Source organism: Nitrosomonas communis, assembly GCF_900114745.1.
GTDB lineage: Bacteria > Pseudomonadota > Gammaproteobacteria > Burkholderiales > Nitrosomonadaceae > Nitrosomonas > Nitrosomonas communis_A.
On sequence record NZ_FOUB01000009.1, the window covers coordinates 28,989 to 44,673 of the forward strand.

General features: G+C 48.1%; 11 protein-coding genes and 2 pseudogenes. All 13 read right to left on the reverse strand.

What is annotated here, in order from left to right:
* Nucleotides 1-114: 114 nt before the first annotated feature.
* Nucleotides 115-1,932, reverse strand: coding sequence for an adenosylcobalamin-dependent ribonucleoside-diphosphate reductase (locus tag BM122_RS05605; protein WP_074904376.1), 1,818 nt, complete (start codon nucleotides 1,930-1,932; stop codon nucleotides 115-117).
* 206 nt (nucleotides 1,933-2,138) lie between these two features.
* Complete coding sequence (locus BM122_RS05610; protein WP_218152008.1) at nucleotides 2,139-3,413, reverse strand: tryptophan 7-halogenase; 1,275 nt, start codon at nucleotides 3,411-3,413, stop codon at nucleotides 2,139-2,141.
* Nucleotides 3,403-3,651: a hypothetical protein gene (locus tag BM122_RS24045; RefSeq protein ID WP_218152009.1), complete on the reverse strand. Its 249-nt coding sequence runs from the start codon at nucleotides 3,649-3,651 to the stop codon at nucleotides 3,403-3,405. Before BM122_RS24045 ends, BM122_RS05610 begins: the two co-directional genes overlap by 11 nt.
* 15 nt (nucleotides 3,652-3,666) lie before the next feature.
* Nucleotides 3,667-5,976 carry a LodA/GoxA family CTQ-dependent oxidase gene (locus BM122_RS05620; protein WP_177198056.1) on the reverse strand — a complete coding sequence of 770 codons (2,310 nt, stop codon included), beginning with the start codon at nucleotides 5,974-5,976 and terminating at the stop codon, nucleotides 3,667-3,669.
* Between the two features lie 17 nt (nucleotides 5,977-5,993).
* Complete coding sequence (locus tag BM122_RS05625) at nucleotides 5,994-8,093, reverse strand: tyrosinase family protein (protein ID WP_074904381.1); 2,100 nt, start codon at nucleotides 8,091-8,093, stop codon at nucleotides 5,994-5,996.
* Nucleotides 8,094-8,249: 156 nt separating this feature from the next.
* A complete protein-coding gene (locus tag BM122_RS05630) occupies nucleotides 8,250-9,950 on the reverse strand; it encodes a multicopper oxidase family protein (protein WP_083398350.1) in 1,701 nt (566 codons plus the stop codon).
* A 336-nt stretch (nucleotides 9,951-10,286) separates the two neighbouring features.
* Nucleotides 10,287-10,809 (reverse strand): annotated as a pseudogene (locus BM122_RS05635) (transposase).
* Nucleotides 10,734-10,922 (reverse strand): annotated as a pseudogene (locus BM122_RS25885) (transposase); the annotation flags it as partial. The pseudogenes BM122_RS05635 and BM122_RS25885, both read right to left, overlap by 76 nt.
* A gap of 479 nt (nucleotides 10,923-11,401) precedes the next feature.
* A complete protein-coding gene (locus tag BM122_RS05645; RefSeq protein ID WP_074904384.1) occupies nucleotides 11,402-12,742 on the reverse strand; it encodes a nicotinate phosphoribosyltransferase in 1,341 nt (446 codons plus the stop codon).
* A complete protein-coding gene (locus BM122_RS05650; RefSeq protein ID WP_074904386.1) occupies nucleotides 12,739-13,323 on the reverse strand; it encodes an isochorismatase family protein in 585 nt (194 codons plus the stop codon). The genes BM122_RS05645 and BM122_RS05650 overlap by 4 nt, the downstream gene beginning before the upstream one ends.
* A 1-nt stretch (nucleotide 13,324) precedes the next feature.
* A complete protein-coding gene (locus BM122_RS05655) occupies nucleotides 13,325-13,765 on the reverse strand; it encodes a universal stress protein (protein ID WP_074904387.1) in 441 nt (146 codons plus the stop codon).
* Nucleotides 13,766-13,783: 18 nt separating this feature from the next.
* Nucleotides 13,784-15,211 (reverse strand): RtcB family protein, encoded by a 1,428-nt coding sequence (locus BM122_RS05660; RefSeq protein WP_074904389.1) that lies wholly within the window; start codon nucleotides 15,209-15,211, stop codon nucleotides 13,784-13,786.
* A gap of 17 nt (nucleotides 15,212-15,228) precedes the next feature.
* Nucleotides 15,229-15,669 carry an archease gene (locus BM122_RS05665; protein ID WP_074904390.1) on the reverse strand — a complete coding sequence of 147 codons (441 nt, stop codon included), beginning with the start codon at nucleotides 15,667-15,669 and terminating at the stop codon, nucleotides 15,229-15,231.
* Nucleotides 15,670-15,685 lie beyond the last annotated feature (16 nt).

A 15,685-nucleotide genomic window follows, 5' to 3' on the forward strand; every position in this document is an offset into this window, starting at 1 on the left:
TTAGTATCTTTATGCCCAAAACCTGAGGATCTCCCATTATTGCAAGAAAAAGTTTACTAATGAATCCATCTTATGTCCAAGCACTACAGAAACTTACAGCAGCTATTCTCTAACTTAATCTGCTTCACGCTCTAAATTGCAACAATGCGGCGCTGTTTGTTCTTGTTCTATCTTGCTCATGATAGCACCCGTCACCGGATTAGGACGAAAAGTCGTGCAGCCTTTCAGACCAAGATCATAGGCTTGTTGATAGAGATTACGAAACGCTACGAAATCATAATCTGTCGGCACATTGATCGTTTTGGAAATGGCCTGGTCAATATATGGCTGAATAGCTGCCTGCATTTGCAGGTGATCAGTGGGTGAAAGCTGGTAAGCATTGATAAATGCCGGAGGTAAAGATTTACTTACATCGCTTCTGCGCCAAAAAGCCACTGCATAATCGACTACCTGATATTCCGAGTAATTTCCATCCAACCCCAATACGCGTCGCGTGTACTCACTATCAAAAACTGGCTCCAGACCACTTGAAATATTATTGGCAAGAAGACTGATAGTGCCGGTCGGCGCAATAGCTGTCAGATGGCTGTTACGTATGCCATATCGCGCAATGCCCTGGCGAACAGCTTCGGGTAAGGAGCGTACAAAAGTACCGGCAAGATATTTTTCCTGATCGAAGGAGGGAAACGATCCTTTTTCCCGAGCTATATCGATAGAAGCCTGGTAGGCCGTATGACAAATTGTCTGCATAATTGATTGCGCAATCTGCAGGGACGCTTTGCTGCCATAAGGTATATTCAGCATCATTAGTACATCAGCCAGACCAGTGATCCCTAACCCGATACGTCGCGAAGAATGCACCTGCATAGCCTGACTAGGTAGCGGGAAATTCGAGACGTCTATGACATTATCCAGCAAGCGCACTGCAATTCTTGCAGCTGCGCTAATACTTTTCATATCCAGATGCGCTTGCTCCGAAAAGGGAGCGCACATGAATTGCGTAAGATTAATAGAACCAAGATTGCAAGCACCATAGGGAGGCAACGGGACCTCACCGCAAGGATTGGTCGAATGAATCCTCTCACAATAATAAAGATTATTAAGTTGATTGATACGATCAATAAACAATACCCCTGGTTCAGCATAATCAAAGGTAGCACGCATGATCTTTTCCCATAGCTCACATGCACGAATACGCTTGTATACCTTGCACGGCACAGGTTGCCCGTAACCTGCCCAATCTTGCATCAGCACTTCACCCTCCATTACATGCTCACCGATCGGAAAGACCAGCAACCAGTCTTCATCCTTGCTTACCGCGCTCATAAAATCATCACTGACCAATACTGAAACATTAAAGCGCCGTAACTGAGTTCGATCCTGCTTGGCAGCTATGAATTCCTCGATATCAGGATGGTCACAGCGTAATGTCCCCATCATGGCGCCGCGCCGAGCTCCGGTTGAAAGAATGGTTGCGCACATACTGTCCCAGATATGCATGAAAGAAACGGGGCCAGATGCAACTGAACCAACGCCATACGCCTGCGTACCACGTGGGCGTAGTGTGGAAAAATCATAACCGACGCCGCCACCTTGCTGCATCGTCAACGCGCCTTCTTTAAGCGCATTGAAGATTCCCTCCATTGCATCGGGAATGGTACCCATAACAAAACAGTTAAAGAGTGTGACCTTGTGTTCAGTCCCTACACCCGCCTGGATACGGCCTCCTGGCAAGAATTTAAAATTTTGTAGAATGTCGTAAAAACGCGCTTGCCAATGCTCCTGATTACTTTCTCCCGCAGCCAAAGTAGAGGCAATGCGCCTCCAGCTATCACTAATCGTGGCATCATAAGCTACACCACCTTTACGATAGCGGTATTTAGCTTCCCAGACATGCCGGGCAATGGGTGTGGTGAAATAGAGATCGTTCATGGTTTTGGGTTAACATCAATTTGATTTATCAAATAGGTAAAGAGATGAACCGTGCGATCAAAAGCAGTGCGTAGCGCATAAAATCATTCGGTTAGCATCGACAAGCATTCCCACGCACAAAAATGCCCTATCTAACCTCAACCATAAGTTTGACAACGCTACTGAAGTTTTGTTGAAGTTTATAATCCTAAAAACCGTTTTTAGGATTATTTATAAATTTGATGGCGCCGCTGCCAAAAAGGTGCATCAGGCCAACGTTGTTCCTGTTGATAATATTCACGCCTGGTTGCTAGATAAGTATCAAACTCTCGATTCATCAACGCATGATATTTGGCACTGCCGCTTTCGTCATCGCGTAGATAGTGATCAGCGATAGCGTAGGAAGCAAACAATGACGATCTCAGTGCTTTGATAATTCCTTGGGAGGATAAAGGGTCAAAACTGGAAATCGCATCCCCTACCGCCAGCATGTTAGGTGGATAAGCACAAGCGAAATAACGTGAGGATGCTGGCCAAATCAGGGGTGGCGACAAGGGACAGCCAGTGGCAACCAGCGGCCTGATATACTGGGTTTCAGCTAAATATTGCAGCCAGGTCGATAATTGTGCTACCTGTAATTGACGCGCTATATCGATATCTGTCATCAACATGGCTACTCTGCGGTTACCGGGAATCGCAGCGGTATACCACCAGCCATTTCGAAATGCTTCGATCACGGCAGCATCGGTACTAAACGCTTCCGACGGCGCACGCTGTTCAAAAAAAATCGAGCAAGCCACTAACCGATCAAACTTGATCGGCACCCGTTTCAGCAATCGCGAACATATTGCATCACGCCCGCTGGCATCTACCACATAACGCGCAGAAAATCTGCCAGCTGTACCACAATCGATGAGCCAACCATTTTCGTCTTTCTTGAGCGAGCACACTCGTGCCGATAGAATTTCTGTGCCACAGTGCACGGCTTCAGTGATCAGCATGCGGTCAAAGCATTGGCGGTCTAGTCGCCATCCGGTATGGTAGACATGTAGAAAAAATTCATTGCTGATTAATTCGGGGCCACCCCATGCGCTCAAGGTGCGAAAAGAGGGACTATGACCGGTCTGCTCGAAAGATGAACTTACGCCTAAATGATCAAGGAACGGTTTGATAGTGGGAGGGACCGACTCACCGATGCGGAAAGGGATGTTTTTTCCCGCATCGGCGAGGCAGACGCGTAAGCTGGGGATAACCTGGCTAAGAGAAATCGCTACGGCTGCCCCGGCGGGACCAGCACCGACGATAAAGACATCGTAAGCAGCGCTACTCGCTTTTGACGGCATAGAACGAGGCCACGACTCCTGCAGGGGCCACGGTACCCGGTTCGCTACCGGAATGAGGAATGGTACGGATGACCGAGCCAATAATTGCTGGTCGCTGCTGAACACCATTGGGCCAATGAGAGACCAGATAGCCTTCGTAATCGTAAATTCATTGCTCACCACTGACAATGCCTACCCCTTGCAAACGCACACGCATAGGAGTACCGTATTCTCGCGAACCTTTTAGTGCCAAAGACCAGCCGGGGCCGCCGATAACGCCACTCAGGATTTGCATCGGATCTTCATTGATTTCGATGGCACCACGGCCGAATTCGAGGTTATTAAAGTCCTGATTTACATCTGGGTTATTCAACAAACTGCGATAAGTCCATTTACCAACAAATGGATTGTCATTCATGGAGATACTCCTTCTTTAAGGTTCCTTGCTGGGATTAATGATCGAACTTATTTGCGGATTGGGTGCGACCAGGTGCTCGCTGCCCCACCGCTCAATGCTGTAATAGCGATTATCCGGCCCCGTGGAAGGCGTGGTGTCGCTATCGGTTAAATAAGGATTGCGGATGATGAAACCCAATTTCCACCATTCGCTGACCATCTTCAGATCGCCAGCGTGCGTCTGCTGGATGCCACGGCTCCAAGTAGTCCAGGTAGTCACTGGCTCACCATTGCTGAATCCGATTAATTCATTGGACTGCAGCGGTCTATGGGCTGGCCACCAGAGCGTATTCCATACCTTTTCTTCACGTTTGAGTCGCTGATCGTTTTCGCTGCCGGGGTAAAGATTGTTCCAATCGGCATAGGTAATGTTGTTGGGATTGGTTGTGCACTCGTTGAAATCCGCTTGCCAGGGTACTGCCATGTATTTGGTCAAATCGCCCGGCTGCAGACCCACAGCGAAATCGTTGTCTTGGCTTAGTGGATTCTCTATGTTGAAATTCAATTCTTCGATGACGCTGGTCGGCTGTCGGTTTTGGTTAGCCTGTGCTGCAGACTGCAAAAAATCGGACCAACTTCGATCCACCTTGATCCGGTAAGGCTCCCAATAAATGGATGGATTGCGGATGATCCAGTTCAGTTCGGCACCAGGACAAAACGCACCGCCCAAGGCATTGCTGAGCACGCCACGATCTAATTCACGACCGGTTTTAGGTGGCGTAGTAGGATAAGGAAAAAACACCGGATAGGTTTTCGGGTCGATCCAGCCCTCCTCCATTTCGTTGATAAAATTGCCTTCTGCCCATTGCTTCAATATGAAGAGCTGATAATCAGTGAGGCGTAAAAACTTGGTCACCACCTCGTTCGTCAACGGATTATCGCCGCACAACAGTGGCATCAGCGGTAGATTGTGCACCCGGCTGCCGACTTTGTCTTCCAGTTTGAACTCATTGTCTTCTCCGCTACGACGCAACAAATCAAACAAAAACCGCCGCATTGTACCATAAGGATCGTCTTCCTTATCCTCAGGCTTATGTTGAGTTGCTATGTAGGCTTCACCTAAACAAGCATCGCGACAAATCGCCGTAGAATCATCGATAATAACCTTTTTTGCCATTTGCTTCCGCGTGTAACCGGGCGTTTGTCCTATCTTATAGGGATCAAAGGTACCACGCTGCTCCTGATCATGGGGAAAATTGGATTGTGCCAGGATGTCGCTAAGATACAGGAACTCGTTCGGCCTGAACAGAATCGGCCAGATATCACGGTAAAACCAGGGTTTATAGTCTTTATTCCAGGTAAGTCGGCTGGCTTGCCATTGACTCAATGCAGTCTGGTCATGGATCGAAATGGTTTCTGGACAATCGAAACTACCTAGCTGGCCATAGAGACTAGTGTCGTAAGCGAATTCGCGCAGATATAAATCGTACAGCACATCATCCATGGTAATCATATCGAGAATCTGGGGAACAAAGCGTGGATAACCTACCACCACCCACGCTGGGTATTCCACATCGATATAACGTATGGCGCCGACCTGGTCGGAATACATTACCAGCCTGGCCATCACTGGACCGTCAGAAACATCATCGTACCAGCCATCGTTGTTGGCGTAATGGGAAATATGGGGCTCACCTGGCCCAGACTGTTCACTGCCGGAATGGCCCAATCCACCCAGCACTAATAGCCGACCGCTATCATCAGTAAGAATTTCACCCAAGGTATCAATGTCATGGGGTTGCAGACCTTGCGGTGGGAAAGTGGTGGCATAAACGCCATTGCCGGAACGGTCGAAACTGGCACGACGCAAATTGGTACTGTTCACACTACGCGGACCGGGATCGATGATCAAACGGTCGCGATTTTGCACGGATGCATTGCGGCGCGGATAATCGGCGGCATAGCCATGCTCGCCAGAACGTTCATTAAATTCGTACCAGGATGCTTTTTTATTAGCCAGATAAACCCGCCATTGGATATCAATGAGCTTGCCGCGGTTGCCGCCGCCCTCGACCGGATCACCCAACTTAAGTGGACGCCCCGCCGGCGTGTCATCGTCGTAAACAAATACCTGAAAACGGGCCGCTTGACGTTTCACCCGACCATTTTTATCCTTAAAATTTTTAACTAATACTGGGCCAGTAAGATCATCGGACAGAATCGGGTTGCCGGCCGAATCACAAGCTTGCGGCAGTCCAGCAGGTATTTCAGGTGCGATATAAAATTCGGTTTCGCTATTGCCCAAGCGAGCGATACCCATCCCCGGATGGATTTTGTAAATTGACACTAGATTATCTCCTGTAATCAGTCGAGAAAGTTCAGCGAAACACCTTCCAGCTTGAGAAGGTCAATATCCTCCTCATAGTCGGCACCGATCACGACTAGTGTGATTTGCAATTGATCACAACCTGTTGCCAGCAGCTTCCTGGCGCAGTCGGTAACGTCTATGCGGTGGTTGCGCGGCGTGTTGTGGTTGCGCGTTCTGTGATCGTAGTCACGTGTCCTCGGCGCGGGCGTGGCGCAGTGACCGGGGCCGCCGTAGCAGGCGCCGTGGCCAAAGATGGAAATGTATCCAGCAAAATGCGGATTATTCTGCAATGGTGTTTTTGCGTCAGCACCTGCCTGGTTGATGAAAGCGCGGATGAAACAGGAACGCGACAACTGGGGTACCCAGTGCAAACGAATCTCCGCTTTGCGAAAACCTTGGATAAGCTCACTGACTGGTATCGGCTTAGAAATGATGCGGCCCACCGGCCCATCCAGTCCTACTGGAATAAAATGGGAGCTGCGCACATATTCATAACCAAAACGGGCCGCATCCAAGGTATCACGCACGGTGTAGTTCCACGGTGACAAAATGGCGTCCAGTTCCACTGGGGTGGCACTGGGATTGAGTCGCTGCCATTCCCACCACAGTCGATCCACGTTGACGTGGATCGGCCAGAATACTGGATCGTAGGAAGCGGTCAAATTGCTGAACATATCGCCGAATTGCGGCTGGCTGTACATGTCGGAACGAGAATGGAAGCGGCGTCCCCCAGCCCGCACCATGGCGTTGCGCCGCTCACCCAGAGTATTAGGCGCAGTGTGACAAGCAGCCATACAGGCATCCTGATAGGTAGTGTTGTCGCCATAATAGGGATTCATTCCACCCGTCCAAATATGCATGGTGTTGTGCGGATTTTGATCGAGAAACCCAAAGGACGCGTCGTAAATGCTGCCCCCGCCAAAATCGCGGAAATTGTTGAGACTGAGAATCTGCCGTATATCTTCCGCTGATGGATAGTGATAATGAATCGCTTCGTTGATGGTTTTGCCGCCGTATTCGGCTGGAAAACGCAGCGGATACCAGAACGGATTAGACGCCAGCAAAGCATCGATCATGCGCTGGCGATTGGCATCGTCCGGCTGAGGTGTGACATGCTGGTAGCCGATATCATTGTAAACGTAGCGAAAAAATAAACTTTGTGAAGTAAAACGCTGCCTTTGTCTGGCCAATTCCAGGAACGCATTTTCCTGCTCTGCGGAAGGTCTAGGGTTGAGTTCGCCAACCAGTTTCTGTGCCTGTTCCATGGTCAAAAATGCCTGGAAGAACTTCGGAATAATCCAGCCTTTCTGAGCACATTCCGGCCGATATTGCGGCATCACCCAATCCCAATAAGGCAACATGATGTCTGGGTCGAAATCCTGCAAATCCTGCTCGAACTCGTACAGATAAGCCCGGTGCCAAGCGAGAAATCGCTCCCAGCCGTGCTGGCAGTGGTTTTGGTGAATTAATGCCTGATTGTTATAACTGCGTGCATCTTCTGGCCAATGGTTGAGACTGTAGAGATGGCGAAACGCATCGCCTAGCCGCTTGAGCTCGGTTTCGCTCATACAGTCGAGGTTACTTCGTTGGCGTAACTCACCAGGCCGACTGGGGATACGTGTCCCTTTGACTGCCAGATCCAGTTCTGCAATTTCCTGCACTGATACCCTCGTCATTTGAGCCTCGCTTTGCTGTACCCCTAGCTCTATAGTCTGGACGTGATCATCGTCCGGGCAACCGTCATCTATCCAATCGCTGATATACTCAATATCCTCGACTGACACCGCTTTTCCACCCCAGGGCAAACGGGGAAATTGGGTGCCATCGAATGGGGATTCACCTTTTAGTCCACGTATCAATGCAGAGGCAGCGCCTCGACTGTAGCCTGCTTGATCAGCCACATGACCGCAACAGGTCTTTGCAGCTTCCGGCGCGATCAGGCGAATGCCGTAAAGGCTCGCCTCTTTCAGTTGTTGAACGCCATAATCCCAGAATTGTCCTATTCCGCCATAATCTGCATGACTGCCCTGAGCTGCTTCATTCAGAATTTCCCTAATTCGTTGGTAACGTGTAATTCTGGATTGTTGTATCGACATAGAAAACCTATTTGATAATAAAGGATTAGCGCTCTATTGGGTAATGATTCATTTTTCACATTTCATCCGATCAATATCGGCAGCGTTACTTACGATCAGTCTGAGGTAAGTATTCACAATGCATAGCAACGTTGAATTAAAATTGCTCTAATAGAATCAATGAGCATGTGCACGGGGAGTGTTCACAACTTCTTCAACCTCCATCATGCCAAGGTCTTCATGGTCCAGAATGTGACAATGCATAACAAATTTACCAATGTAGTCACGATACTGGGTATAGATGTTGGTAACAGTCGGTCCCTGGACCAATAGGGTGTCTTTCCATACCAATTGATCATCGCCGTCCGGTCCTTTACGTACCCATTGGAATGGATTGACGTGGATATGGAATACATGTGGCGGTGGTGAGGAAGGTGGTTGACCGATACCATTCGGTACACCGCTAGGATCGCCCACTGTGGTCAGCGCCCACATATCAGTGGCGTTCAACGGTAATTGGCGCACATGATCAGGATTGAAGGCACGGTAGTTGACTTGGAAGTAATTTTTCTCACCCTTCATATCTTGACCGAGCTTGAAGACAACCTCCTGCACACCCAAAGCAGTTTTTCTCAAATCAATGTTGCCAAATGGTGCCAGCGGAGCCATTTCTTCGTTGGTCGGTAAAGCCATGTCCTCGATCTCATCCGTAACCCTAAGAATGGCCAGCAGGTTCTCCGACTCCTCTACTTGCCGCAAGGATTTTCTTGATGAAGTAGGCTGATCGATGATGCGATAATCGCCGGCTTTCATGCTTGCTTTAATCAAGATATCGCTACGGTAGCCCGGCTGGAGATCGATCGGTGTTCCTGCCTTCCAGGTATCGACGCGCCCCAAGTAATTACTGTCCAAGGCAATTTCGTGCAGATCATGCCCTTCTACTACGAAAGCAATCGACTCACGAAAGGCGGTATCAATCAAACGCCAGCGCTGTACTTCACCACGTTTCATGGTGATGACGGGAACGATCTGGCCGTTGATAGTGATACGACGGTGCGAGCATGGCCAAGTGTCTTTATTACTCGCTGAATGACATTCCTTGGGGTTAGGATTGGATGGTCCGGGAAAAAGGCTGGTTATGTTGTTGAGCTTCCCTTTCTGATCATAAAGAATAGTTTGCAGTACAAATATTTTCTCATTGGCATTGGCGGCAAGCAGCGTCTTCGGTGTTGTCTTTGGGTCATCTTCTATGACAATAGCACCCGCCATGCCGCTACCTACCTGAATAGAGGTGGAGCCGTGAGCATGCGCATGATACCAGTAAGAACCAATCGGATGGTTGGCTGGCAGTTTCACCTCATACGGGAATTGGCTTTGCGGAGCGATATCCAGCAAAACATTATCACTATTGCCTGTGGGAGAGACATGCAAGCCGTGGTAGTGCATGTTAGTTGTGTTGAATGAAGCAGGTATCGTGGCGAGATAGGCATTTTTATTCTCTTGTTCAAACTGCGCCTGAACTTCATTTGCTGTTTCTTTGGGCAGCTGATTGTTGAGCAGCAGATTGATCACATCCCCTTGACGAACGCGCAAAGTGGGGCCGACCAATTGGCCATTGTAAGTACGCAGCGTAACCGGACAACCAGCGATGGAAATGATAGCAGGATCGGTATACTGAACAGTGAAGCTGGTGTCCAGCACGCCATCTTTGGAACGTATCTCAGGTGGATTCTGGAAGGGGGCGTAGCCGTATTTTTGAATATCAATATTTTGGTAAGCACATGCTGGATTAACGGAATTATATCCAGCCATAACCGTGTTTGCGCAGAGCGACAAACCAAACGCAATTATCCCAAGCGGGATGAAGGCGCGTTGCATAGAACTCTCTCCTATTGTTAATGGAATTATTATTTGTGGAGCTTTGCTCGATATCTATGGTGTAGCTGCAGTCAAGTATCTGTGGCTAACTACCAAGAATTGCCATGATTCGGTAAAAAGTTGGATGTTTACCCCCGTCAGAAGATAAATAATCGCCCCTGAAAGATAATTTTTAAATCTGCAATTATCAGCCAATTATCCAGTTAACATATCAGACGAATAGTACAGTTTTGTTGCTTCTTTTCTTGGATATAGCAGAGTCAGAAAAGGATGATAATGAAGCGCCTTGCAAGAGACGACCACTAGCTTATTGATCACGTGAGTTTGACATAAGGATCACACCACTGCTGGAAGAGACTGAGAGAGCGGAATATTAAGTGAGGGTTTCTTCTCGCAAAACATGCAAGCCACCAAGCCCGGCTATCAGGTTAACAAAGAAGTTAAAGGGGCTGCGATGGTGGGAATGCTCGATTTGCGAGATATTTTTCAATTGCTCATTGACCGTCTCAATGATCGAGCGTTTGCGCAACAAGAGTTTGTGAAATAACGGCAACAGCTTGCTTTTCATGTTCTTGCGCTGTTTGGTGACGAGTTGTACACCCTGCTCCCAGAGTTGCTCAAAGAGTGGCTGCGAGATGTAACCCCGGCCGCTAAAGCGTTTCCCAAATAAGGAGCATGCCAGCTCCGGTACCGGATCACGGTTATCAACATTGCCCGCTGTTATTTTCATTCCCAGCAATTCTCCTTGATCATTGATGAGTAAATATCCCCGGAAAAACTGTTTTATACCGATCCATGAAATATATGACCCATTCGGTGACGCGTTTTGTTCAGAAATCTGGCATAACGCCCGTTTAATCCTCGCATTATTTGCGATAGATTTGCTTTGGGCGTCTCTAGCAAGAGATGATAGTGATTATCCATCAGGTAGCAGGCATAACATATTGCTTCATAGCGTGTTAACAGCTCTGCTAATAAATCAAGAAACTGCTATCTATCCTCATCTTCAGCAAAAATAGCTTCTCCACCGTTTCGTCTTGACATAACCTGGTATAAACCATTCGGAAATTCCAGTCTGATCGAGCGTGCCATAAAACCATTCTCCTTCATATTCATTAATGGCTACGCATCATGAATACACCATGTATTATGCAATGACTGATACCTTTTTATATGTTTATACTTATGCTGCTGTACTACCGTTGATAGAGAATTCGATATACTTATCCTGCCTCAGGTTAATAGCAATTGCATGCAAATATTTCTGGATAAAGTAGCATGGCGTTATCCAAATGACAGAACTATCATGATATTCGATAGTGCAGAATGACATCACAGCCACAACCTTAAGCATCCACATAATCTGCGTTTGTTCATGCTGTCGCCCTGCGAATCTATGAAATAACGCTGCATACCACTCTAATGAATCACTTTATAGGCTGAAATGAAGCCTAACGGCTCATCATTTCCGCATCGAGCTGTTTTGCTAAATCCTGCAAGGCGGGAGAAATCGTAACCGGGTAGGCAGTAGCCGTTTCCAAGGCGCTCATGGCTTTCGGCAGGCGGGTGTAGCCTGCCAATGTCAGCTGACGTATGTCGTGTAAGGGTCTTTTCGGATGAATGCGTTGTCCTGCCAACATGACGGGCTCAAGTAGCTGCTGCCCATCATAAGGATCATTTTCTACTAGCGCCACAATATCATGGCTCAACTCACCATCGGGTGTGTAATAACGGTAAACTTGCTTTCTTCCGGGCCAGGTCGCTTTGCCTTCTGAGCGCTTACGGCGTGGCTTGCCAGCATATTCCTGCAATTTATAGGCACAGTCAAATGCAGGTGCATCCATGGAAACATCTAGTGCAGTACCAATGCCAAAACCATCTATCGGCGCCTTCGCTGACAGCAGGGTTTGTAGTTTGTATTCATCCAGGTTGCCACTGGCAAATATGGTTGTATTATTTAAACCTCCTTGATCAAGTATGTGGCGCACATTATGAGCATGGGCTGCTAAATCACCACTATCTAAGCGAACGCCATTGATATTGATATGATCTGCAGCAAGTTTCGGTGCTAATGTGACCACTTTTCTGGCTGCGGCTTCGGTGTCGTAGGTATCAATCAGCAAAACAACGTTATCCGGATTGGAGTAGGCAAAGCGCTCAAAAGCCGTCGACTCATCTACATGCGCTTGAATGTAGGAATGCGCCATGGTTCCAAATAAAGGAATATCGTACAATGCGCCTGCCAGAACAGTCGCTGTACCAGAAAACCCTGCCAGATAACTTGCCCGCGCTGCCAGTAAAGCTGCTTCGGCACCGTGCGCGCGACGCATACCAAAATCCACCAATAACTTATCCGGTGCGATCAATACCGAGCGGGCAGCTTTGGAGGCGATCAGCGTTTCGAAATGAAGGAGATTGATGATACGTGACTCGATCAGTTGAGCTTGCGGTAAAGGAGCGGTTATTCGCAGGAAAGGCTCATGGGGAAAAAATAAAGTACCTTCAGGCATAGCATGCACATCACCGCTAAAACGAAACTGCTTCAAATAATCAATAAACGAAGGGTGAAAGCGTGGAGCGAGCCAGTCGAGTTCTTCGAGTGAAAATTCTAAGTTTTCGAGAAAATCCAGCAGCTCTTCTAATCCGGCTGCCACCATGAAATTTCGACCAGGCGGTAGCTTACGGATAAACAACTCAAAGACAGCTGTTTCTTGCATGTCTTGCTCAAGATAACTTTGCAGCATCGTAAACTGATAAAGATCAGAGAGCAGCGGGCTGGAAAGTGGATTCATACAGTAAGATCCTCAAACCGGATAAGCATTGCACCCAGATGTTTCATTTCCTCCAGCGCATGCAAACCGTCATCAGGCTTCACATTGATTGGACGGACCGCATCCTTGAGAACAAAAGTGGTGTAATGCAATAGCAGCGCATCCTTGACAGTATTGAACACACAGTATTCAGTGGCAACCCCCCCGAAAAACAACCGACGAATACTTGATGCTTGCAGTAACGCATGGAACTGGGTATCAGTAAAACTGGAGTAAGTATCTTTCTCTCGTGTCGTAGCGGTGGAAATAACTTGAGTATTAATAGGAAATTCGATATCTGGATGAAACGCTGCCCCTGCTGTGGTTGCTATGCAGTGTGGGGGCCACGGACCGCCCTGCTGTTGAAATGAACAGTGACCAGATGGATGCCAGTCGCGGGTTGCAAAAATGGGAAGTCCATGATCATGAAAAAGCATCAAATAGCGATTGATGACGGGAATAATCGTATCACCCATCTGCACAGGCAAGCTGCCACCCGGCAGAAAATCATTCTGCATATGAATGATTATGAGCGCATCTCCGCTACCTAGTCTCACTTCCATGTTAGCTACCTCGAATCAGTAAAACGGGTATAGATGCTGTACGCACTATGCCCTCAGCAACACTGCCCAATAGCAGGCGATTGAAACCAGTTCGACCATGCGTGCCGATGACAATCAAATCAGCTTGCCAACGCTCGGCTTCTGCCACAATAACATTCGCAATGCGCTGGCCTTTCGCCTCGAGCAATTTTGTTTCAGTTGTCAATCCTGCTTGCTGCACCAACGCTTGTGCCTCAATCAGTATTTTTTCACTACTTCCTCTGATGGTTTCTTGCAGTTCGGCATAATTGATATAACTTTCATCCACCCAATAAAGAATATCCTCAAATACATGTACGAGTTCCAATTGGGCATGATACTGCTGCGCAAACTTGATGGCTTCCTGCAGTGCACAATTTGATGTAATACTACCGTCAACCGGAACCAGGATTTTTTGATACATGATATCTCCCGTGGAAAATCATCCTTTTACACATGCCAAGGGTCTAAGAAAGGCAACTCTACGCGCAAGCCCGGCTTGCTCTGTCGCCTCAGCGACTAAGTCAACATCCTTATAGGCACCCGGTGCTTCCTCAGCTACCCCACGCATAGAGCGGGAACGGATTAAGATACCCTGCTGAGCAAGCTCGCCGATGAGCTGTTTCCCGTGCCAGCGGGCTAACGCCTGGTGGCGACTCAATGCCCGACCTGCTCCATGACTGGCTGAGGCGAAAGCGGGATTATCGCTACTACCTGCAAGAACGTAAGAGCCAGTACCCATACTCCCCCCTATGATCACCGGCTGACCTACCGCACGATAGCGCTCAGGCAATGTGTCATGCCCTGGACCAAATGCACGTGTAGCACCTTTACGATGCACATGCAGTACTCGAGATTTACCGCCAATTTTATGCTTTTCTATTTTGCAAGTATTATGCGAAACATCAAACAGCGTCTCTAGTTCACTATTTGGAAAAACTTCCATAAATGTTTCATGGGTCAGATGAGTCAAAATTTGCCGGTTAGCCAGGGCGCAATTGATGCCCGCATTCATTGCACCAATATATTGCTGTCCTTCCGGAGATTTGATCGGGGCACAGGCCAGTTCACGGTCGGGTAAATGAATGCCACAGCGCCCAGCAGCCTTGGCCATTGAGACAAGATACTCTGTGCCAATTTGATGTCCCAAGCCACGTGAACCGCAGTGTATCGAAATAATGATCTGATTTTCCTGCAACCCAAAAGCTTGGGCGGCTGTAGTGTCAAAAATACGATCTACTACTTGGACTTCTAGATAGTGATTGCCAGAGCCAAGGGTGCCCATTTCGCCGCGTTGCCGTTTCTTGGCTAATTCGGAAACGTTAGCGGGTACCGCGCCTGCCATACAGCCTCGCTCTTCGATAAATTCTAAATCTGCTTCCCTGCCATAACCCTGTTGCACTGCCCAGCGTGCACCACCAAGCAGGACCTGATCAAGCTGTTTCGTATCCAGCTTTAAGAGACCTTCCTCACCTACCCCAGCCGGAATGGTGTGGAATAATCTATCAGCAAGGGTCGACAGATGCGGCCTTACATCCTGGATATTCAATTTACTACGCAAACACCGGATGCCACATGAAATATCGAAGCCTACGCCTCCTGCAGAAATGACGCCACCTTGTTCAGCATCGAATGCTGCAACCCCACCAATCGGAAAGCCATAACCCCAATGTGCATCTGGCATGGTCATCGCAGCGCTCACCAAGCCAGGAAGCGATGCGACATTAGCGATCTGCTCAAGTACCTTATCGTCCATGCTTTCCAGCAAAGGCTTACTCCCGTACAGTAACACTTCCTTCCGGCTCTCCCCTGGCTTGAGCGGGAGTGTCCAAAGATAAGGCTGAATCTGATGTAATTGCTGTAAATCCATCTTATACCTCCTTCATCTTATACATCCACCACACAACGCGCTTCCCATATTTCGCCGATTTGCTTAACTGAAAGCATCGTCAAAGTCGCACCTTTAACCTCGACACCGTGTTCTAAATCCGCATGCCATTTTTCACCTAGCGCTTCAGCCTGCCATAGATTGCCCTGCCGGTGAATGCGAAAATGGCAAAAAACCATGCCTAACTCACGTGCTTTTCCCAGCAGCAAATTTAACCAAGTCACCAGTGCGAATTCGAGATTTTCTTCTTCAAACTCAAAAGCTACAGAAATATCAGGCTGGACCGTTTCAAGATTGGTCACAATAGCAAATACTACCTCAGCAGCTGACTCAAACGCGCGCTCGATCGTTGATCCACGTCCAATAATGCCAATATCGGCATCATGTTCAAAATAGTGTGAAATCATTTTTGTGTTTTTGGACAAGACGCGTTTATTCATCTAAAAATGCATCCTG

What these genes read in the sequence shown, in the direction of transcription:
- BM122_RS05605 (WP_074904376.1), bottom strand. Translation starts at nt 1,932, where the DNA reads ATGAACGATCTCTATTTCACCACACCCATTGCCCGGCATGTCTGGGAA.
- BM122_RS24045 (WP_218152009.1), bottom strand. Translation starts at nt 3,651, where the DNA reads ATGAATGACAATCCATTTGTTGGTAAATGGACTTATCGCAGTTTGTTG.
- BM122_RS05625 (WP_074904381.1), bottom strand. Translation starts at nt 8,093, where the DNA reads ATGTCGATACAACAATCCAGAATTACACGTTACCAACGAATTAGGGAA.
- BM122_RS05630 (WP_083398350.1), bottom strand. Translation starts at nt 9,950, where the DNA reads ATGCAACGCGCCTTCATCCCGCTTGGGATAATTGCGTTTGGTTTGTCG.
- BM122_RS05645 (WP_074904384.1), bottom strand. Translation starts at nt 12,742, where the DNA reads ATGAATCCACTTTCCAGCCCGCTGCTCTCTGATCTTTATCAGTTTACG.
- BM122_RS05650 (WP_074904386.1), bottom strand. Translation starts at nt 13,323, where the DNA reads ATGGAAGTGAGACTAGGTAGCGGAGATGCGCTCATAATCATTCATATG.
- BM122_RS05655 (WP_074904387.1), bottom strand. Translation starts at nt 13,765, where the DNA reads ATGTATCAAAAAATCCTGGTTCCGGTTGACGGTAGTATTACATCAAAT.
- BM122_RS05660 (WP_074904389.1), bottom strand. Translation starts at nt 15,211, where the DNA reads ATGGATTTACAGCAATTACATCAGATTCAGCCTTATCTTTGGACACTC.
- BM122_RS05665 (WP_074904390.1), bottom strand. Translation starts at nt 15,669, where the DNA reads ATGAATAAACGCGTCTTGTCCAAAAACACAAAAATGATTTCACACTAT.